The sequence below is a fragment of the Alkanindiges illinoisensis genome, assembly GCF_004377485.1.
Lineage (GTDB): Bacteria > Pseudomonadota > Gammaproteobacteria > Pseudomonadales > Moraxellaceae > Alkanindiges > Alkanindiges illinoisensis_A.
The window spans coordinates 1-21,077 of record NZ_SNTY01000016.1; the positions used below are offsets into that span (position 1 = coordinate 1).

Annotated in this window: 18 protein-coding genes and 4 pseudogenes; 6 read left to right on the forward strand and 16 right to left on the reverse strand. The window is 47.0% G+C overall.

Going from position 1 to position 21,077, the window contains the following annotated elements:
• Window positions 1-108: pseudogene (locus tag E2B99_RS05375) on the forward strand (IS5/IS1182 family transposase); the annotation flags it as partial.
• A 200-nt stretch (window positions 109-308) separates the two neighbouring features.
• Here E2B99_RS05375 and E2B99_RS05380 read toward each other — a convergent pair.
• The 9 genes from E2B99_RS05380 to urtA all read right to left on the reverse strand — a co-directional run bounded on the left by E2B99_RS05380 (window position 309) and on the right by urtA (window position 9,738).
• Entirely contained in the window at window positions 309-602 is a 294-nt protein-coding gene (locus E2B99_RS05380) for an FmdB family zinc ribbon protein (protein ID WP_134243933.1), read from the reverse strand.
• A 94-nt stretch (window positions 603-696) separates the two neighbouring features.
• On the reverse strand, window positions 697-1,875 hold the full coding sequence (gene fmdA / locus E2B99_RS05385; protein WP_134243983.1) for a formamidase: 1,179 nt from the start codon (window positions 1,873-1,875) through the stop codon (window positions 697-699).
• A 140-nt stretch (window positions 1,876-2,015) separates the two neighbouring features.
• Window positions 2,016-3,098 (reverse strand): AAA family ATPase, encoded by a 1,083-nt coding sequence (locus tag E2B99_RS05390; protein ID WP_134243934.1) that lies wholly within the window; start codon window positions 3,096-3,098, stop codon window positions 2,016-2,018.
• Window positions 3,099-3,155: 57 nt separating this feature from the next.
• Window positions 3,156-4,196 (reverse strand): aliphatic amidase, encoded by a 1,041-nt coding sequence (locus tag E2B99_RS05395; RefSeq protein ID WP_134243935.1) that lies wholly within the window; start codon window positions 4,194-4,196, stop codon window positions 3,156-3,158.
• Between the two features lie 351 nt (window positions 4,197-4,547).
• Window positions 4,548-5,237 (reverse strand): urea ABC transporter ATP-binding subunit UrtE, encoded by a 690-nt coding sequence (gene urtE / locus E2B99_RS05400; protein WP_134243984.1) that lies wholly within the window; start codon window positions 5,235-5,237, stop codon window positions 4,548-4,550.
• Between the two features lie 69 nt (window positions 5,238-5,306).
• Window positions 5,307-6,071 carry an urea ABC transporter ATP-binding protein UrtD gene (gene urtD / locus E2B99_RS05405; protein WP_134243936.1) on the reverse strand — a complete coding sequence of 255 codons (765 nt, stop codon included), beginning with the start codon at window positions 6,069-6,071 and terminating at the stop codon, window positions 5,307-5,309.
• A complete protein-coding gene (gene urtC, locus E2B99_RS05410) occupies window positions 6,068-7,270 on the reverse strand; it encodes an urea ABC transporter permease subunit UrtC (protein WP_134243937.1) in 1,203 nt (400 codons plus the stop codon). The genes urtD and urtC overlap by 4 nt, the downstream gene beginning before the upstream one ends.
• Window positions 7,271-7,339: 69 nt before the next feature.
• Window positions 7,340-8,257 (reverse strand): urea ABC transporter permease subunit UrtB, encoded by a 918-nt coding sequence (urtB, locus tag E2B99_RS05415; protein WP_134243938.1) that lies wholly within the window; start codon window positions 8,255-8,257, stop codon window positions 7,340-7,342.
• A 224-nt stretch (window positions 8,258-8,481) separates the two neighbouring features.
• Window positions 8,482-9,738, reverse strand: a complete 1,257-nt coding sequence (gene urtA, locus E2B99_RS05420) for an urea ABC transporter substrate-binding protein (RefSeq protein ID WP_134243939.1) — start codon at window positions 9,736-9,738, stop codon at window positions 8,482-8,484.
• 301 nt (window positions 9,739-10,039) lie between these two features.
• Here urtA and E2B99_RS05425 point away from each other — a divergent pair, with 301 nt between their 5' ends.
• Both E2B99_RS05425 and E2B99_RS05430 read left to right on the forward strand, forming a co-directional pair.
• Window positions 10,040-13,525: a hybrid sensor histidine kinase/response regulator gene (locus tag E2B99_RS05425; RefSeq protein WP_134243940.1), complete on the forward strand. Its 3,486-nt coding sequence runs from the start codon at window positions 10,040-10,042 to the stop codon at window positions 13,523-13,525.
• The gene (locus E2B99_RS05430) at window positions 13,522-14,445 is read left to right on the forward strand and encodes a response regulator transcription factor (RefSeq protein ID WP_240687747.1); all 924 of its coding nucleotides are present in this window, start codon (window positions 13,522-13,524) and stop codon (window positions 14,443-14,445) included. Before E2B99_RS05425 ends, E2B99_RS05430 begins: the two co-directional genes overlap by 4 nt.
• A gap of 114 nt (window positions 14,446-14,559) precedes the next feature.
• Here E2B99_RS05430 and E2B99_RS05435 read toward each other — a convergent pair whose 3' ends face one another.
• Genes E2B99_RS05435 through E2B99_RS05450 form a run of 4 tightly spaced genes read right to left on the reverse strand, consistent with a single transcriptional unit; the run spans window position 14,560 to window position 16,683 of the window.
• Entirely contained in the window at window positions 14,560-14,919 is a 360-nt protein-coding gene (locus tag E2B99_RS05435) for a YidH family protein (RefSeq protein ID WP_134243942.1), read from the reverse strand.
• A 9-nt stretch (window positions 14,920-14,928) separates the two neighbouring features.
• Complete coding sequence (locus E2B99_RS05440; protein WP_134243943.1) at window positions 14,929-15,828, reverse strand: MBL fold metallo-hydrolase; 900 nt, start codon at window positions 15,826-15,828, stop codon at window positions 14,929-14,931.
• Between the two features lies 1 nt (window position 15,829).
• On the reverse strand, window positions 15,830-16,258 hold the full coding sequence (locus tag E2B99_RS05445) for a DUF6691 family protein (RefSeq protein WP_134243944.1): 429 nt from the start codon (window positions 16,256-16,258) through the stop codon (window positions 15,830-15,832).
• Window positions 16,255-16,683, reverse strand: a complete 429-nt coding sequence (locus tag E2B99_RS05450) for a YeeE/YedE family protein (RefSeq protein WP_134243945.1) — start codon at window positions 16,681-16,683, stop codon at window positions 16,255-16,257. The genes E2B99_RS05445 and E2B99_RS05450 overlap by 4 nt, the downstream gene beginning before the upstream one ends.
• A 107-nt stretch (window positions 16,684-16,790) precedes the next feature.
• Here E2B99_RS05450 and E2B99_RS05455 point away from each other — a divergent pair, with 107 nt between their 5' ends.
• Window positions 16,791-17,096 carry an ArsR/SmtB family transcription factor gene (locus E2B99_RS05455; RefSeq protein WP_134243946.1) on the forward strand — a complete coding sequence of 102 codons (306 nt, stop codon included), beginning with the start codon at window positions 16,791-16,793 and terminating at the stop codon, window positions 17,094-17,096.
• Between the two features lie 221 nt (window positions 17,097-17,317).
• On the opposite strand, the pseudogene E2B99_RS05460 reads toward E2B99_RS05455, so the two are convergent.
• Together E2B99_RS05460 and E2B99_RS05465 are read right to left on the reverse strand one after the other, a co-directional pair.
• Window positions 17,318-18,014 (reverse strand): annotated as a pseudogene (locus E2B99_RS05460) (IS1595 family transposase).
• A 38-nt stretch (window positions 18,015-18,052) separates the two neighbouring features.
• Window positions 18,053-18,310: pseudogene (locus E2B99_RS05465) on the reverse strand (Fic family protein); the annotation flags it as partial.
• 954 nt (window positions 18,311-19,264) lie between these two features.
• On the opposite strand from E2B99_RS05465, the pseudogene E2B99_RS05475 reads away from it, so the two are divergent.
• A pseudogene (locus tag E2B99_RS05475) lies at window positions 19,265-20,437 on the forward strand (IS3 family transposase).
• Between the two features lie 89 nt (window positions 20,438-20,526).
• The gene (locus E2B99_RS15080; RefSeq protein WP_166738994.1) at window positions 20,527-20,616 is read left to right on the forward strand and encodes a hypothetical protein; all 90 of its coding nucleotides are present in this window, start codon (window positions 20,527-20,529) and stop codon (window positions 20,614-20,616) included.
• Here E2B99_RS15080 and E2B99_RS05485 read toward each other — a convergent pair.
• Window positions 20,600-21,046 carry a transposase family protein gene (locus E2B99_RS05485; protein ID WP_134243948.1) on the reverse strand — a complete coding sequence of 149 codons (447 nt, stop codon included), beginning with the start codon at window positions 21,044-21,046 and terminating at the stop codon, window positions 20,600-20,602. The genes E2B99_RS15080 and E2B99_RS05485 overlap by 17 nt on opposite strands.
• Between the last annotated feature and the right edge of the window lie 31 nt (window positions 21,047-21,077).

Sequence of the window (21,077 nt, forward strand, 5' to 3'; positions counted from 1 at the left end):
AAACGGTTTAACATCCTAAGCTCGCCCTACAGAAATAGACGATCTAGAATTAGTTTACGCTTCAATTTGATCGCTGCAATCTTTAATCTTGAACTGGTTAAAAGATGACTTATGAAAGAGGTCTATTAGGTCAATTTTCTATATTAGACTTCTTTCATAAGTTGTACCAACTCGCCTTCGACAGGCTCAGGCAGCGTTGGTTGCGCTTGTCGAAACCAGACTTATGCAAGAGATCTAATGAGTATTATAAAAATATAATGTTAAAAAAGCACGATCAGATCAATAGACCGGATCACTGCATTTGACGTTCAAATTCCGCAAACACTGCAGTTCATGCCCTTGCAATTATGCAGTACCGAGTTGCGTGCCGCATTTTTTTCAGTGCCCGGTCCGCTAATATCTTTTCCCGCCAGTTGTTCAGCTTTGCTTTGCGGTTGCCATTTGTAGTTGGTTTTAAACTGCACCCGTCCAGTGAGCAGCGGCTTGGCCAGGGTTTGCTGTTGACAGTAACGACAGGAAATTTCTGTCGATAGCGCAGAGATGGCCAGCTGTTGTTCAAAAATACCGTCGCAATGCTGGCAACGTATGTCATATAAGGGCATGGTAAAACTCCTTAACCCAAATTATTGATGACTTAAAAAGCCTCCCCATGGCTGGGGAGGTTTGCTTGGGTTTTTAGGCCACTGTCATTAAAGTTTAGCGCTCATGCCCCCAGTATTTTTTCTCACTCAGCATGCCTTTGGGTAAAATGTCCTGCTCAAAAATTCCAGTAGGCAGCGAAATGGTGCAGGCACAATTGGGAATATCTACAATGCCACCAATGCGGCCCTCAACCGGTGCCGCTGTAAGCAGCATATACGCCTGACTACCGGTAAAGCCGAAATTTTCCAGATACTTGATGGCTTTTAAACAGGCCTGACGATAGGCCACGCTGGCATCCAGATAATAGTTCACGCCGTTTTCAACGCTAATGCCTTCAAAGGTGAGCCATTCGTCGTAGTTGGGTTTGACCGGACTTGGAATAAAAATGGGTGCGTCAATATTGTACTTGGCCATGCCCCCCTTAATCAGGTCAAAGCCCACGCGGGTGACGCCATCCATCTCAATGGCACCACAAAAGCCAATTTCGCCATCTCCTTGGGAGAAGTGCAGGTCACCCATCGAGAAACCGGCACCTTCCACATACACTGGGAAGAAAATGCGTGTCCCGGCAGACAGATCCTTGATGTCGGTATTCCCGCCATGTTCACGCGGTGGAACCGTACGGGCGGCCTCGCTTGCCATTCGGTCGAACTCGGCACCTTGCAGGCCACGCAATACAGCGGTGCGCGGATCGGGAGGATTGGCCTGGCCTTTGGGCACCAGCAGCGCTTCACGGCGGTTCCATTCTTTTAATAAATCCATGGAAGGCAGGCAACCCATCAGGCCAGGATGGGTAAGGCCAGCAATGCGCACGCCGGGAATATGCCGTGATGTGGCATATAGGCCCTTTAAATCCCAGATCGCCTTGTCGGCATCCGGAAAATAATCCGCCAGAAAGCCACCGCCATTTTCCTTGGCAAATACGCCGGAAAAACCAATCGGGGTAACCGGTTTAATGTCCAGCAGATCAATCACCAATAAGTCGCCCGGTTCAGCGCCTTCCACGTAAAAGGGCCCGGTTAACGGATGGGCGCGGGTTAAATCAACATTGATAATATCGTCAACGGTGTCGGTATCCTTGATTTGGGCATCCAGAAAATCCAGGCTTTCCAGCAGAATTTCTTCCCCTGGCTTTACTGAGGTTAAAAATGGGATGTCTGGATGCCAACGGTTATGTCCCAGTTCAGCTTGTTCGGCTAGCGGTACCCCAGGTTTAATTTTGATATGTTGCATGGTGAAGTCCTCGGTATGTGTATGGTGTTGCGACTTGAATTTACGATCAGGTTGCCAAGGGATTGGCGGTGAAAATGCAGTCTGGTCAGCAGGTGGGCCAACTTGCTGTTTTAAATACCAGCTCATTGGGCCAGCTCGGGTCAGGAATCAACCGGATGTGCCATAACGGCAAATTGCCGGTTTTTGACCGTCATATACAATTGCTGCTGTTCTGGGTGCTCAAGGATAAAACGTGCCAGTACCGGTTCCAGTTGGGTGCGAAACTTGCGCGCCAGATCACGTGCGCCAAAACGGACATTATGCTGATGGTGCAGTAGTGCCCGTGTGCTGGCATCAACACTGAGCTGGCGTCCCTGTTTGCGCAGACGCTGGTTTAACTTGTCCAGTTCAATATCAGTCAGGGCATCAAGCCAGTATTGGTCGACAGGCTGGTACTGCAAAATCCGGTCAATACGGTTTAAAAATTCAGGATCAAACTGTTGATGTAAGGCTTGTTCAATGACATGCCTGGGCGATTTGCCCAAGTGTTCATACAGGCGTGCGCATAAACGTTGTGCCGGTCTGGGTAGCCTGGAAGAATACTTAAAGGCATGTTGTGCCTGACGTGCGCCCACATTGCTGGTCATAAAGATCAGGGTGTTTTTAAAATCAATGGTTCTGCTGCCAGACGACAAGGTTAGTGTGCCGCTGTCGAGTACGTTCAGCAGGCTGCGGATGACTTCCTTACTGGCTTTTTCCAGTTCATCAAACAGCACAATGCCGGGTTTGCTAAAGCTGCCCTGTATGGCTTCAATGTCAAACAGGGTGGTGCCTTCCTTGCTACCGACATAACCCGGTGGTGCACCGGTGAGGGCAGCGGCATAATGTTCCTGTGCCAGGGTATTCATATCAATACGGCAAAAGGCATCCGGCCGATTATGGATGGCTTCACTGATCAGCCGCACGGTTTCGGTTTTGCCTACCCCGGTTGGCCCCAGCATGAGGGTGACAGATAATGGGCGCTCACTGCTGGAAAAATCAGCCTTCACCACATTCAGCATATTTTCAATGTCAGTCAGGGCAGCATCCTGGCCCACAATGCGGGCACGCAAATGCTGCATGACCGCTTGTGGTTCGAACACAAAACGGGAATGATGCAGACGTTGCTCACTGACTGTTTTAGCGTGGGTCTGCTGGGCATTAACCTCACGGTTATGTTCCAGCACATCATTGATAAATGGCATGGCTAAACCCTTTGTGCTTAATTTGCTGTATTAGCCCTTTCCTGTCAGGTAAAGCGCTTAAGCCTCTTTTTCCAGTCCTTCATGCGGCAGGTTGCCAATCGGGCATTCAGCCACGCCAATGGTGGAACGGGTAAAGCTTTCGACGTTGGCCTGTGCTTTTTCAGCATCCAGCACCCAGGTACGGTAAAAATCAAACGGGCAGGTGGCTATGCCCTTGTCGCCATCACCATTGTTGTAAACACCGGTATAGCCACGGTGCAGCAGCTTGAACAAATGGTTTTGCGCCTGGTCGTATTTGCGCGCATCACGGATTTCGGGAATGGACAACTGCGCGTACTGAATACCGTTTTCCTCTTCGCCACATTCACCCAGCGTGCGGCCGTCAAAGCCGACAATCGCTGAATGGCCAAAATAGGTATAAACGCCATCGAAACCAGTACAGTTGGCGACAGCCACATAACAGTTATTGGCCCAGGCCATGGTTTTGGCCATCATCACCTGCTGTTCCTTGGCGGGGTACATATAGCCCTGACAGCGTACGATCAGCTCGGCTCCCTTCATGGCACAGTCGCGCCAGATTTCAGGATAGTTGCCGTCATCACAGATAATCAGGGAAATTTTTAAACCCTTGGGGCCAACCGACACATAAGTCTGGTCACCGGGGCACCAGCCTTCAATGGGGCACCACGGAATCACCTTGCGGTACTTCTGCACGATATCGCCGTCATTATTGATCAGTACCAAGGTGTTATAAGGCACTTTTTGCGGGTGCTGTTCATGCTGCTCACCCGTAATGGAAAACACGCCCCAGACGTTGGCCTGTTTGCAGGCCGCTGAAAAAATCGCGGTTTCATCACCGGGAATGGTGGCGGCGGTCTCCATCATCTCGTCAGGGTCATACATGATGCCCATGGTGCTGTATTCGGGAAAAATCACCAGATCCATACCAGGTAAGCCCTGCTTCATGCCAATCAGCATATCGGCAATTTTTTTGGCATTGTCCAGTACTTCAGCCTTGCTGTGCAGGCGTGGGATGCGGTAGTTCACCACGGCCACGCCAACGGTATTGGGACTGCTTGAAATATCGCCATGACGCATGATGTATTCCTTCTTTCAACACACTAAATGCAGTGGATTAAATGCTGAGACACACAACAGAACAGGGTCACTCACATCGTTGGGAGCGTGTAGTTTAAGTGAGCCTGTCCTGCTGTGATGGCTTTAGTATTGAATAAACCAGGATAAAAAAATATACGTTGGATGACGTATAACAGTTGGATTAATAAATTTTTAATTATTTGTTTCATATAATATTTTTTTATAAAAAAGGCCTACGCAAAAAAACGCATAGACCCTAAAAATGTGCACGCTGACGCACCCTAATCGTTAAAGCAATAAAGCGCTACATCAGCAGGTTTTAAATTGGCAAGTCATCAACTTGACGATTCATTAAACCGACAGATACTGGCTAATGGTTTTTTCATCGACATTATTCCGGGTGTTCTCATACACCAGACTGCCTTTATCAATCACAAAAAAGCGGTCGGCAATGTCCATGGTAAAGCTGAGCACCTGCTCAGATACCACAATGGTGAGGTCGCGCTGGTCACGGATTTGCTTGAGTGAACGGGCAATATCCTTAATGATGGAGGGCTGAATGCCTTCGGTGGGTTCATCTAAAAGCAACACTTTGGGATTGGTGGCCAGTGCCCGCGCAATCGCCAGCTGCTGTTGCTGGCCACCGGACAGGTTACCACCCTTACGTTTGCGCATATCGTACAGCACCGGAAACAGCTCATATAAGTCTTGCGGCACTTTGCCACGTGCTGAGGCAGGCAGGCCTGTCTGGATATTTTCCAGCACGGTCATGGTAGAAAAAATCATGCGGCCTTGTGGCACGTAGGCAAGGCCAGCATTGACCCGCTGGAACGAGTCCATTTTTTCAATACGCTTGCCATCCAGCGTAATTTCACCGCCACGGATTGGCAGTACGCCCATCAGGGTTTTAAACAGGGTGGTTTTGCCCATGCCATTACGACCCATCACCGCAATGATTTCATTTTTGGCCACGTCCAGGTCTAGCTGGTGAATCACTTCGCTTTGTCCATAGCCGGAAGCCAGGGCTTGAATATTAAACATACTGCTCATCATGTTTTCTCCAGTATTGCATTTAGAAACATTAAATAACGTCGGCAATGCAGCTTGCTATTAATGGCCCAAATACACTTCAATCACTTTCGGATTACTTTGCACATCCTCCATTTTGCCTTCGGCCAGAATCTGGCCCTGATGCAGTACAGTCACCTTGTCGGCAATGGTTTTGACAAATTCCATGTCATGTTCAATCACCAGTACCGAGCGGCCTTCACAAATCTTGCGAATCAACAACGCAGTTTTTTCACGTTCCGAAACACTCATGCCAGCCACGGGTTCATCCAGCATTACCAGCTCCGGGTCCTGCATCAGTAGCATGCCAATTTCCAGCCACTGCTTCTGGCCATGCGAGAGCAAGTCCGCCGTTTGATCCAGCATGTCGGTGAGAAAAATCTCGGCAGCAATGGCTTTTACCCGGTCAATCACATCAGGCGTGCGCTTAAAAAACAGTGCTCCAAATACACTGCGGCCACGCGGGAAGGACATTTCCAGGTTTTCAAACACAGTCAGGTTTTCATAAATGGACGGGGTCTGGAACTTGCGGCCTACGCCAGCATGCACAATCGCATGCTCACTCATGCCCATTAATTCCTTGCCCTTGAACTGTATTTTGCCGCTGGTGGCACGGGTTTTACCGCAAATCAGATCCAGCACCGTAGTTTTACCGGCACCGTTCGGGCCAATCACCACCCGCACTTCGTTGGGATCAATGTACATGGTCAGGTTGTTGACCGCCTTGAACCCATCAAAGGACACGGTTAAATCTTCAACCAGCAGCACTGGTTTTGGCATTTCAACGCCAATGGCTTGATGGCTCATTTGCTGGACTCCTCTGCGTTAGCTGCGGTTGTGCTGGTTGCGGTAACGCTGGCTGTGTTCACACTGACCGGGCTGTGTTCAGCCACTACACGATGACTGCTGGCCAAAGTTTTAGGTTTTTTACCGCTAAAATAGGGCTTCACATATTTATCGTATAAACCGGCCAATCCGTTGGGGAAGAACATCACCACCACAATAAACAGGCCACCCATCAGGAACAGCCACAGTTCAGGGAACGATTCAGAAAAATAGGTTTTGCCAAAATTGACCAGCAGGGTGCCATACACGGCGCCAAGCAATGACAGGCGGCCACCCACGGCAGCAAAGATCACCATTTCAATGGAGGGCACAATGCCAACAAAGGACGGTGACATAAAGCCCACTTGCAGGGTAAACATGGCGCCACCAATGGCAGAAATGGCTGCGGCCACACAGAAAATGAACACCTTGTACATGGAGACGTTGTAGCCGGAAAAACGCACCCGTTCTTCCTTGTCACGCATGGCAGACAGTAGGCGGCCCAGCTTGGAGCTTAGAATGTAACGGCCAATCAGAATGGCAGCAATCAGTAAGCCCGCATTGACAAAGTACAACACGTATTTGGCCGAATCAGTGCGGATATCCCAGCCATGTAGGGTCTTTAGGTCGGTAATACCGTTGACACCACCGGTAAAGCCCTGCTGGCCAATGATTAAAATGGTCAGGATGGCAGCAATGGCCTGGGTGACAATGGAAAAGTACACATCACCCACGCGACGGGTAAACATGGCAATACCAATGATAAAGGCCAGTGCTGTGGGAATGGCAATCACGGCAAACAGGGTAAAGGCAAAGCTGTGGAATGGTTCCCACATCATGGGCAGGCTGGTCACCTGATTCCAGTCCATAAAGTCGGGAATGCCGGGTGTGGTCTGGTGCGCGGTACTGATGGCATCCGAGGCTTCCAGCTTTAAGAACATGGCCATGCAGTAGCCGCCAAGACCAAAGAAAATCCCTTGTCCCAGACTTAAAATGCCACCGTGACCCCAGCACAGCACTAATCCAACTGCCACAAAGGCATAGCTTAAATATTTGCCCACCAGGTTAAGGCGGAAAATGTCGAAGAAAACCGGCATCACCACCAGGATGATGGCCGCCAGAATCAGCAGGCCAATGGCCCCCTGTTTTCCACCGAGTAATGCATTTAATGTATCTTTCATGATCATTCTTCTGTCAGTGAGGTGAAGACCGTGCGCAATGACCTGCGCAGCCCTTGCATCAGTACGCGCTTACTTGCGTACCTTGACTGAAAACAAACCTTGCGGGCGAATCATCAGGATAATAATGACCACGGACAGGGTAATGACTTTGGCCATTGAGCCACTAATAAAGAACTCAAGCACCGACTGGGTTTGGGCAATGGAAAAGGCTGAGGCAATGGTGCCAATCAGACTTTGCGCGCCACCAAACACCACCACTAAAAAGGTATCCACAATGTACAGCGAGCCAGAGGTTGGACCAGTGGAACCAATAGTGGTAAAGGCAGCACCGGCAATACCGGCCACGCCGCAGCCCAGTGCAAAGGTCATGCGGTCCACCCGCTTGGTATTAATGCCCACCGCGTTACTCATAATGCGGTTTTGTGTGGTGGCGCGCACTTGTAAGCCCCAGCGTGAACGGAACAGCAAATAGAAAATAATGCTGGTGACGACTAAGGTAATGCCCACCAGAAACAGGCCATTAATGGGAATATCGATCAGGTCAGTGGGCTGGTAGGAACCCATCAGCCATTCGGGCAGGGTGGGGCTGACTTCCTTGGGGCCAAAAGTAGAGCGGAAGATCTGCTGCATCACCAGACTTAAACCCCAGGTTGCGAGCAGGGTATCGAGTGGGCGGTGATACAGTCTTGAAATCATCACACGTTCTACACCGTAGCCTATAAGGCCTGCAATAAAGAACGACACAATGATGGCAATAAAAAAGTAGTAGGGCATCAAGGCCGGGGCATAGCTTTCGGTCAGGGTCGAAATCATATAGGTGGTATAGGCACCAATGGTGAGAAACTCGCCATGAGCCATATTAATCACACCCATCTGACCAAAAATAATGGCAAGACCCAGAGCCATTAGCAGCAGCACACAAAATACCGATAAGCCATTAAAGCCTTGCATTGCGAAGATTGCGCCCATTTCTGAGAGTGAGGTCATGGCAAACTCCAGCGTTGGGTTTGAAAGCAGGTGCTAAAAGCAGATATTAAAATTCCTGGCTTAACGCAACCGATTCAATCCAACGGTTAAAAGCAAATAGTGAAAAACAGTCTGTAAAAAATCTTTGAACGCAGATTGTTAAAAGCAGCAGAACAAAACACCAAAACCTAACGGTGACAGGCATAGGCCCATCACCGCAAGAGATCAAGTCAGGGCTAAATTGCCTAGTAACCTTTCGGGAACGGATTTGGCACAATCAGGTTAGGGGATTCATACACCACCTTGAACTGGCCATTGGGCAGCGCCATGCCAATGCGTGATTTGCTCCACAGGTGATGGTTTGGATGCACTTTCACGTAGCCTTCCGGTGCAGTTTTTAGCTCAATGCCAGGAGAAGCAGCCACCACCTTGTTCACATCAAAGCTGCCGGCTTTTTCAACCGCGGCTTTCCACAACCATGGACCCAGGTAAGCTGCCTGCGTTACATCGCCAATTACGGCTTTGGGGCCATATTTGGCTTTAAAGGCCTGTACAAATTTCACGTTGTTGGGGTTGTTCAGGCTTTGGAAGTATTTAAACGAGGCATAAAATCCAGCCATGTTTTCACCGCCAATCCCCAGCAGTTCATCCTCGCTAGCCGAGAAAGTCAGCAGGGTTTGCTTGTTGCCAGTCACACCAGCGGCTTTTAGCTGCTTGTAAAACGCCACGTTGGAACCACCCACCACCGCAGAGACAATGGCATCCGGATGCTTGAGCTTCATTTTGTTAATCAGCGAGCCAAACTGGGTGCTACCCAAAGCATAGTATTCTTCACCCACCACTTTCCCTTTAAGCACTTTTTCAATGTGGGTGCGGGCAATTTTCATGGTGGTGCGCGGCCAGATATAATCAGAGCCAACCAGGTAAAAGGTCTTGGCTTTCTTCTCGCGTGCCAGCCAGTTTAAGGCTTCAAGCACCTGCTGGGTGGCTTCCTGTCCGGTGTAAATCACGTTTTTGGATTGTTCCAGCCCTTCATAAAAGGTGGGGTAGTATAGGAGGCCATTGTCGCGCTCAAAAATAGGCAGTACCGCTTTGCGTGAGGCCGAAGTCCAGCAGCCAAAAACGGCAGCAACCCGGTCTTTTTCCAGCAGTTTTTTGGATTTTTCCGCAAAGGTTGGCCAGTCAGAGGCACCATCTTCCTGAATAATGCGAATCTTGCGGCCCAGGATTCCGCCCTGTGCATTGATTTGTTCAATGGCCAATCGTTCTGCCTGAATGGCACCGGTTTCACTGATGGCCATGGTGCCAGTGGCAGAGTGCAACTGACCCACCACCACTTCCTTGTCATTGACGGCAAGTTTAGTGGTATTAATGGCTGCGGTTGCTGGTGCAGCCTGTGCCAGAATGGGCAGCATGGCCAACGGTAGGGACATTAACCCCAAAACCAGTTTACGACGGCTGGTTTTTAATGTGGATTGGAGCGTTTTAGTGGGATTGGTCATGGTTGACGACTCCTGAAAAAGCAATGTTAAAGGCAGTGCTTAAACCGCAAGCTTGTTGTGCTATTGAACTGTTTATCAGCAGGTTAAACAGGCCACCTGCCAGCTTGTAATCAGATTACGGGCAACGCCGTACTGCCCGCTATACGTCACATTGCGTATATCGGGTTTAAAAAATAACCAGCTTGTGAAAAAGACCGGGCTGATGAAAAGTGGGATGAGAAAAACAATGGACCGGCAGCATTGATCTTGGCGCGCTTTTTGAATTGATGAGATACGCTATTTTTTAAATGTTGTGTTATCCATGTCATCTCCATTCCCAGACAGCGCAATTACCCAGCCGGAGGATGGTTCTGCACCTCAGCGCATTATCAAGATCCGGCGTGACTACAACACCTGGGTGGCTGATGAAACGCTGGAAGACTACGCCTTGCGCTATACACCTAAAACCATGCGCAAGTGGTCGGAGTTCCGGGTGGCCAATACCGCATTTGGTGCAGTGTCTTTTCTGGCAATGGAAGCCATTGGTGCTTCCATTGCACTCAATTATGGTTTTATCAATGCATTCGTGGCCATTTGCGTGGTGTGCCTGCTGATTTTTTTAACCAGCCTGCCCATTAGCTATTATGCATCGCGTTATGGCGTAGACATGGATTTACTCACGCGCGGGGCAGGGTTTGGCTATATTGGTTCAACCCTAACGTCTTTAATTTATTCCAGTTTTACTTTCATTTTCTTTGCCATAGAAGCCGCGATCATGGCGCTGGCACTAGAGCTGTTTACCGGTCTGCCGTTGTATCTGGGGTATCTGGTGAGCTCACTGGTGATTATTCCGGTGGTATTGCGCGGTATTACCCTGATTAATAAACTACAGGCATGGACGCAGCCTGTCTGGCTGGTTTTGCTAATCCTGCCGTATGCTGCCCTGTTGTATCAGCAACCTACTATTGTTCAGGACACCCTGAATTTTTCCGGCAAGTTTGGTCAGGCACCGGAATTTAATGTGCTGCTTTTTGGTGCAGCATGCACCGTTATTTTTGCATTAGTGGCCCAAGTTGGGGAGCAGGTCGATTATTTACGTTTTTTACCGGCAAAAACGCCCCAGAATCGGACGCGCTGGTATGCTGCATTGCTCACTGCCGGGCCGGGCTGGATTTTGTTTGGCATGTTCAAGATTTTTGGCGGGGTATTGCTGGCGGTGCTGGCCTTGCAGCATTTTGTGCCACTGGATAAAGCTTCTGATCCTACCCAACTGTATTTGATTGCCTACCAGTATGTGTTTGCCCAGCCAGAAGTGGCTTTGGCCTTTACGGCACTGTTTGTGGTGATTTCCCAGATCAAAATTAATGTCACCAATGCCTATGCCGGTTCACTGGCCTGGTCGAATTTTTTTGCACGATTGACGCATAGCCATCCGGGCAGGGTGGTATGGCTGGTATTTAATGTGCTCATTGCCGTGTTGCTGATGGAGCTTGGTGTATTTCATGCGCTGGAACAGGTGCTGGGCCTGTATGCCAATATTGCCATTGCCTGGATTGCAGCACTGGTGGCTGATCTGGTGATTAACAAGCCGTTAGGTTTAAGCCCCAAAGGCATTGAGTTTCGCCGTGCCTATTTATATGACATCAATCCGGTAGGCGTGGGTGCCATGCTGATTGCGTCGGTGCTGTCGATTACGGCCTATTCCGGGGTGTTTGGCGAATTGCCCAAAGCACTGGCCTCGTTTATTGCACTGATGACTTCATTTATCTGTGTACCACTGATTGCATGGTTGACCAAAAGCAAATACTACATTGCCCGTCCACCGACGATTTTTTATCAGGAGCTACAAGGCTGCTGTATTTGTGAAAAAAAATATGAAAAGGAAGACATGGCCTATTGTCCGGCTTATCAGGATGCCATTTGTTCGCTGTGCTGCTCACTGGATGCACGCTGCCATGACTTGTGCAAGCCAGAGGCGCGTTTGTCGTCACAACTGCTGGCGATTGCCCAGAGAGTCCTGCCCACCCGGTGGTCAACCCGCATTAATACCCGGTTAAGCTACTATTTGCTGCTGGTGCTGATTTTGACCGTGCTGCTGGGTGCAAGCCTTGGACTGATTTATTTTCAGGAAATCCTGGTATTACAGGATTTTAACAGTGACAGTAAAACCTCGCTGGCGTTAGTGTTTATCAAAATTTTTACCATTTTATTTTTACTGATTTGCGTGGCCTCATGGTGGCTGGTACTGACTTATGAAAGCCGCCGCGTGGCACAGGAAGAATCCAACCGGCAAACCACGCTGCTGGTTCAGGAAATTGATGCACACCGGATTACCGATCAGCAATTACAGCAGGCGCAGCAAGTGGCCGAGCGCGCCAATCAGGCCAAAAGTCGTTATGTCACTGGCATTAGCCATGAACTGCGCACCCCGTTAAATAGCATCCTGGGCTACAGCCAATTGATTGCCAAGGATCATGGCTTGTCGCAACAAAGCAAAACCCACCTGAACATCATTCATCGTAGCGGTGCGCACCTGATTTCCCTGATTGACGGGCTGCTGGATCTGGCGCGTATTGAAACCGGCAAGCTCACACTGGTGCCTACCGAAATCAATCTGCCGGAATTTTTGGATTATCTGGCGGATATGTTCAGGCCACAGGCCACCGACAAGGGCATTGCCTTTATTTGTGATTTTTCCGAGCACCTGCCGCAATATATCCGCAGTGATAAAAAACGGCTCGACCAGATTTTAATTAACATCATTGGCAATGCGATCAAGTTTACCCAGCGTGGCAAAGTTGTCTTTAAGGTGAGTTATCGCTACCAGACTGCCACCTTTGAAATTGATGACAGCGGCTGTGGGATTGCGCCTGAGGACCTGCCCAATATCTTCAATCCATTTGAGCGTGGTGGTAACACGCCAGCCCATGCGATTGCCGGCACAGGTCTGGGCTTGACGATTGCTAAATTGCTCACCGATCTTCTAGGGGGAGAAATCAATGTACGCAGTCAGGTTGGGGCAGGAAGTACCTTTCAGATCAGGTTGTACTTGCCGCAGGTGCAATCACCTCAACCAGTGCGCTTGAATATTATTCACCAGATTACTGGCTATGAAGGCCCACGCCAGAAAATCCTGCTGGTGGACAATGAGGAGCTGGATCGCCAGTTACTCTGGCAATTTTTGCAGCCCCTTGGTTTTGAACTGGCCGAAGCTGATTCAGGCTTGGCTTGCCTGCGTCTGGTGCCGGAATTCCAGCCGGATTTGATCTTGATGGATTTAACCATGCCACACTTAAATGGCTGGGAGACTGCCAGTATTCTGCGCAACAATCATTTAACCCTGGCGCCCATCCTGATTGTATCGGCCAATGCCGAAGAGCAGGGCAAAAGCAATGATGCCCAGATTGAGCGTGACGACTTTATTGTAAAGCCGGTAGACCTGTTGCGTTTGCTGGAGCGTATTGGCCAGCGGCTTCACCTGAACTGGATCAAGCCGCAACAGGATAGCTCAGCCGATGCCAATCCGATCAGCAATACCTTGGCTGAAATATCAGTCGCTAAAACAACTGACTTTCAACATGCAGATAGTGGCAATCCGGTTGTTATAAATCCGCTAAGCCCTACAGATCGGCAGGCCTTGCTGCAACTGGTCAATATGGGCTACGTGCGCGGCATTACCAGCAAACTTGATAAAATTGCCCAGCAGCAACCTGAGCATGCAATAGCCATTCAACACTTAAAAACCCTGGCCAATCAGTTTGACTTCAAAGCATTACAGACGCAATTACAACAGGAGCAATGGCCATGAGCAGTGCTTTGCATGATCCATTAGCACAGGCAGGACAGGTGGTACTGATTGTGGATGACATACCGGACAATCTGGCGCTGCTGCATACCACACTGGATCAGGCTGGTTATACGGTGCTGGTGGCCACCGATGGCTATAGCGCTATTGAACGCGCTAGCAATTTTATGCCGGATGCCATTTTGCTGGATGCCATGATGCCCGGAATCAATGGCTTTGACACCTGCAAGCTGCTAAAGGAAAATCCGCTAACCCAGCATATCCCGGTTATTTTTATGACTGGCCTGACCGAAAGCGAGCATGTGGTGCAGGGTTTTCAAAGTGGTGGCGTGGATTATGTGACCAAACCGCTGCAACATGATGTAGTTCTGGCACGGCTTAAAACTCATATTAACAATTCACGGCAGGTACACCAGCGTGAACAAATGATCAATGCTGCTGGTATTGCCATGCTAGCCTTCAATTCAAGCGGCCAGCTCATTTGGCAAACCCCATTGGCTCTGCAATTGCTTCAGGACAATATTGAACAAATTGACAGCTTTTATTTAAAAATCAGGGAATGGTTTCAACACGCTGAAGCGCAATCCAGCCTGTTAGTTTCTGGCATAAAGCAAAACCTGAGCCTGACCCGGCTTGTTGATACGAAGCAGGCCGCGAATGGGCAAAGCAACCATCTGGTCATGATCCAGACGCAGGACACCATTCCTGCACCTGAGATACTGATGCAATGCTGTGGCATTACCCCACGTGAGGCTGAAGTACTGCACTGGGTGGCACTTGGCAAGACCAACCGTGATATTGGTGAAATTCTGGAACTCAGTCCGCGCACGGTCAATAAACATCTGGAGCATATTTTTAGCAAGCTGAATGTAGAAACACGTACTGGTGCCGTATCAGCAGCACTGGGACGTATTAAAAAATAACAATTCTGGCAGGTTAATCAGATTATATACCCCGGATCACACTAGCCTTTAAAGCGGCATTTAACAGTAAATACGATGTGACAGAGCAAGTGTAGTAGCATAAATAAGCCTGTTTTACACCATAAAGGACACGATAAGCAGGAGCCCGGTAAATACGGTAAACAGGCCAAGCACGATGGGTAGATTGACAGAATAGCCTGCAATGTATTCAGCTGGATTAAGCGAGCGTAAGGCAATCTTGTACTGGATAATTGACCAGAAACTCACAATCAATCCAAGACAGATGGTAATGACCCCAAGCCAGAAATTAAAGGTAATCTTGCCTGCATATTTGACCGGATCAAGCAGATGGACTAGCAGGGTGGATTTTTCAATTAAAAAACCAAAGCCAATTAAGGCAATACTGCTCCGGTTCCAGGCCAGCAGGGTGCGCTCCAGTGCCAGTAGGACACGCGGATCTTGTAGGTTTGACATCAATCGTCCTTAAGCATTAAAGCGGTTTAATGGAATTTTTAAATAGCGGATGCCATTGGCCTCGGCTTCAGGTAGCTTGCCACCATTCATATTGATCTGAATGGCAGGCAGAATCAGTTTGGGCATGCTTAAGGTGGCATCGCGTTGTTCGCGCAGCTTAATAAATTGCTGCTTATCAGTGGCCGCATTCAAATGAATATTAGACTGCTTTTGCACGCCAATCGTCGTGCTGCACTGATATACCTGACGCTCTTTGGGCTTATAGTCATGACATAAAAATACCCGCATAGCGTCATTTAGGGCATACAACTGCTGAATCGAATCATAGAGTATACTGGCGCTGCCATTGGGAAAATCACAGCGTGCCGTGCCATAATCTGGCATAAACAATGTATCACCAACAAATACAGCATCACCAATGACATAGCTTAAACAGGCTGGGGTATGACCGGGCGTGGGAATGTTATAAGCTTTTAAAAAACCAATATAAAATACTTCACCGTCCTCAAATAAATGATCAAATGGCTGCTGGGCATTTAAAGCTTTAACGTCAAGGTTATAAATTGCACCAAAGGTTTTTTGTACCAAGGTAATCTTATTGCTCATGGCAATAGTGCCACCCAATTTCGATTTTAAATATGGTGCAGCAGACAAATGATCCGCATGCACATGGGTTTCCAAAATCCAGGCCACGCTAATATGATGTTGCTCAATAAACGCAATAATTTGATCTGCTTGTGTAGTAGACGTGGTAGCAGAAGCTGCCTCGTAATCCAGCACACTGTCAATAATGGCACATTGACGTGTGATTTTATCCGTCACCACATAGCTAAAAGTATTGCTTTGCTCATCAAAAAATTCCTGAACCCAGGGTGCTACAACACTATCGAGTTCACGGTTGATATTCATGTTAGTGCACTCCAGGAAAACGACGGTACAACAGCATTCCAGCCAGCATGGGTATAATAAAATATAAGACTTTAAAGTGGCCAAGACCAATCAGGGTTAGGGCAGGGGCTGGACAAATTCCTGCAATGCCCCAGCCAATCCCAAACAGCAGACTGCCCAAGATTAACTTGATATCAATGTCTGTACGTCTGGGTAGTAAGATTGGCTCACTCCACAGGCTGACACGATGGTGCAAGGCATATCGAAAAGGGAGAAATGCAATCAGGATTGCCCCTAGCATCACAAAGAATAGGCTGGCATCCCAGTTGCCAGACACATCGAGAAAATCTAGTACTTTTTGTGGGTTGGCCATACCTGAAAATAGCAAGCCTATGGAAAACAGGCTGCCAGCCGACAATGCAAGCACGCGGTCAATGATAGGTCTGATCATAAAACTACTCCGGCAACATGGCGGATAATATATACCGTCATAAAACCGCTAAGCATGAAGGTAATAGTTGCAATGAATGAGCGCGGTGACAGACGGCTAATTCCGCAAATACCATGGCCACTGGTGCAGCCAGAACCTAATCGTGTACCAAAACCCACCAGTAAACCGGCAATGACCAGGAGCACTGGACTTGCAGAAATATGAATTTGTGGCTGCTCAAGCCACCTGTAAAAATAGGGCATTGCGATTAGCCCAGCAATAAACCAAATGGCGGGTGACAGCGGTTTATCTTGCCATGTGTTAGGCTGTATTACCTGATCAATCATGCCACTGATCCCAGTAATACGACCATGAACCAGCAGGTAAATAGATGCGGCAATGCCCAGTAGCATTCCACCTGAAAAAGCATTTAAAAATGGATGCATGACATAGTACCTTAATTATATATTTTAATATTATATAAAAAAATATAATATTAAAATATATAATTTGTAATTGATGATAGATGACAATTGATAATGCAGGGTAAAGCATGAAGGAAAAACTGGAATTAGTACGATTGCGTGAGCAGGCAGGAGAGGTAACCGCTATGCTAAAAATGCTCGCCAATCAGGACCGTTTACTCATTTTGTGTCATTTGGTTCAGCAGGAATTAAATGTATCGGATATTGAGACAGCAACTGGAATTACGCAGCCGACATTGTCCCAGCAATTGACCATTTTGCGTCGTAGCGAAGTAGTATTAACCCGTCGTGAAGGTAAGCAAATTTATTATGCGATTGCAGATCAGCGCGTTGTGACACTGATGCAGACCTTGTATGGTTTATATTGCTGTTAAATCACGCACAAAGCCTACGTCATAGGTGTGCCTCTAGTGAAACTAATCTGGCTCTGCTGGTTCATAATTTAGCTAAAAATCCCGACTCAGTATGCTTATGGCATAGTAAATTGGTAGAAATCAATCGGGGATTTTCAGGAAACAGGGTAATCTCGAAAATATTTATTTTAGGGTGCAGTGTAGTTTTGACTGATATAAACAAGGCTCTAGACTAGCAGAGATTAGGGTTTACTGATGAGCTTCCAGAGTTCTTTAGCAAGCTCATCAGGCTGCTTTTTCCACCGCCACTCGCTTTGTTTTAAGTGTAAATCAAAGTATTGCGTTACTCCGTTAAACTTGGCTAAGCGTCTTTTGGTCAAACTCCAAAATGATTCTATACCGTTAATATGACATTCGCCATGTGCAAACTCATTAGCCCCATGATTGACTCTAAAGTGCCTTGAATATCCGACATCAACCAAGCCGTTATAGCCACGCCAGCCATCACCACGCCAGCCATCACTATAGATCACGCTTTGCAATGATACCTTGCCGAGTATAACTGCCTGTAAAGTCTGCTTTTTACAGTCAGGCACGATTTCGGTATACACCCTGCCATCCCGTTCAAACATCCCAAAGACTGGCTACTTGAGTGTACCTCGACCTCGTTTGAGTTTGCCATGATAGCCACGTTGTCTTTTAGCTCCAAAATAGCTTTCATCCACCTCAACTGCACCGACCAGCTTAATTCTTAGCGCAGTTTGATGCTTATAGATGACTTGCCTAAAGATCAGATACCAGTGGTTAATGGTATTACGATTGAAATCCAGCATGAGCAACACTGTGGCGTAAAGCTGTTTTAGACCCGGGAATATCAATGCAAAAGCATTGAATTATTTTTTTAAGCTGATAATCACTTAATTTACTGTTCTGTATCATATTTCTAGACTAACATGACAGTCTTGCTAGTCTAGAGCCTTAATAATATCCTCAACAAACAAAATGGCATTGCGATGGTTAATCGCTTCAAAGTGTTCACGGATTGCTTTACCACCCACGGTAATGCCTTTTAAGACAACCTTGGTCTCAAGCAAGGTAAGCGTGTTCCCTTCAATGGCATTGGAGTGATAAGTCCAGCGTAACACCAGATCATCATGCAGGTTCTTGACCACCGCATGCGGTAGAGGACGGTGATTATCAAGCTGATGCTTTAACTGATCGATTTGTTCAAACACGCCACTGACCTAAAAAAATCATTCTCTTGATCATACCTGATATGCCTAAAATGAAAAAATAAATTTTTATGTTTAATATCAAAAAACCCTTAATTATCAAAGGACAAATATTGCTATTTTGGAAGAGTGTGTAAGAGCTTATGGTTTCAATAAAAAATGACTGCTTTACGTGATTAAGTTATAAAATAAGTTATTGATATTTAAATATAATTTTCATTAAAGCTATGTTCTTGGGTATTTCTGGTAAAAGTGTACCTTGTAGTATACCTTATTAAGAAAATCATAAGAAAATTCAATGAAATCAGTGGTAAAATACTGCTGCATCATTGGAGTATGGGAGCTAAGGTCAAGCATGGGGTTGGCAGCGTTCACTGGGTATAGAATCCTTAAAGAGATTTAGCCTTCTTGAAGAGCATATTTTAGCAAATTTGAGGGGGCTAATAAAAAGAAATACAACATAGCATGATTCGCTTTTGCTATTGAAAAATGAAAATGGGGAGTGCAAATAATAGTAATGATGAGGGCTACTTTTATGGCCTATGGCCGATACTAAGTAGTGATTGCTTGATTGTGCTGTTGATCTGAAGTGGACAATAATCCAGCATTTCAATGAGGCTGTAGAGCTTTTTTTAAGTAGCTAAAATTAGGCAGTAAACGATTAGCTAAATTTATCCTTTAGCTTAATCGTTTAAAATTAGCTTAGACCAATGTGATATTGCAGGGGTGTAATTCCTGTTCAGCGTTTCTGGTTGAGTGCATTCGCTGTCCCGGTCAACAACAGGGTTTTCAACGAAGCACTAGCCTTAATCATCAGCCCTAATCCAAACCACTGTTCTACCTAACACACTGGTCCCTACATAACCCCGGAGTTTTAAGCGGCGGCCATCATCTGAATAGCCACTAATTTTGTAGACACCTTTTAGTTAGATAAAATGGCTAATTAACGAGGTGCTTATGAGCAGTAAACGATACCCTGAAGAATTCAAAATTGAAGCAGTAAAACAAGTCACTGAGAAAGGTCATAGTGTGGCCGAGGTTGCTGCACGTTTAGGAACCACTACCCATAGTCTGTATGCCTGGATTAAACGTTATGATCCACAGCAGCCCAATATAGTAGTAGAGTCTAGTGATGTACTTGCGGAGCTAGCGAAACTGAGAAAAGAACTGCAACGAGTTACTGAAGAACGGGACAACTTAAAGTGAAAGCACTGCTTTCACGCCGCTTCGCAAGCCAGTCCAAATGAGGTACGCCTTTATTCAGGACAACCAGCATATATGGCCTGTTCGTCGTTTATGTTCAACTCTAGATGTTCATCATAGTGGTTATTATGCATGGCTAAAGCAGCCTATCAGCAAGTCAGCCCAGAAAAGGCAACAGCTTTCAGGACTGATTAAACAGTTTTGGCTAGAATCTGGCGGAGTCTACGGCTATCGCAAGATTTACTGTGATCTGAAAGATGTTGGTGAGAATTGTGGGATTAATCGAGTGCATCGGTTGATGAAAGTTGATGGACTTAAATCACAGCGTGGCTATCGCAAACCTGGAACTCATGTAGGTACTCCATCTGTTATTGCCGCAAATACTTTAGATCGACAGTTTAACCCAACTCATCCCAACCAACTGTGGGTCACTGATATTACTTATATTCGTACTCATGAGGGATGGCTGTATCTTGCAGTTGTAATTGACCTATTTTCTCGTCTTGTTGTTGGATGGTCGATTAAATCAAGAATCACGACAGACCTGGTTTTAGATGCATTACTAATGGCTTTGTGGCGAAGGAATCCAAAGAATAAGGTGCTGATCCATTCTGACCAAGGTAGCCAATACACCAGCCATGAATGGCAGACATTTCTCAAGCATCATAATCTTGAAAGTAATATGAGCAGACGACTTGCGCAGTATACTGCTCATGCTATGACAATGCTGTTGCAGAAAGCTTCTTCCAGCTATTAAAGCGGGAACGAATTAAAAAGAAAATCTATGCAACTAGAACTGAAGCAAGATCTGATATCTTTGAATATATTGAGATGTTCTATAATTCAAAACGCAGACATGGTTCCAATGGTCAGCGTTCTCCATTAGATTATAAAAAGGCCCATCAAAAGATGGTTAGGTGTGTCTAGAATTTTGGTGGCTATTCACAAGGTGACCGCTTTTTTATTGGCTAGAGTAACCGCTATACCGGCTGTTGGGCACGCATCCAAAACAGGGAATGAACTGGCGGGGTTATGTTGCTGCCTTTATGGCAAGCAATCTTGTGTTGGGGTTGGTGACCTGGGGCATTTTTATGGTGCAGGGCTGATTACCGCATTTTCCACTGTAATATTCACTTTGGTTTTTTTTGGACGCTCAATGGGTGTTTCAGTGGCATCTATGATCACTGCTGACCAGTTAAGATCATCAGGTTTACCATGTGGTAGCTTGCGTGGTAAGTCAAACTTGCCTGAGTTAATCAGAACCTCTTCAACTTTCTTCACAATGCCACTGGCACAGGACTCATGACTGTTAAAGTCCATCCCAATATGATAAAGAGTTCGGTATTCGCGCCAGTAGGTCAGTGCCCGTAATATCTGTGCCTCCAGGCCAAGATCACCCGGACGACCTGATTTAGTCCTGGATGCCTCATGATCTTGCATGGCATCTAGCATTTGTGCAAAAGTGGCTTTGTGTATTCCTGTATAACGCTTAAAGTCCACGTCCTTTTGCTCAAGTAGTTTGGTTACGTTTGGCATATTTATTAAATAATTACGGTTTAGTTATGGT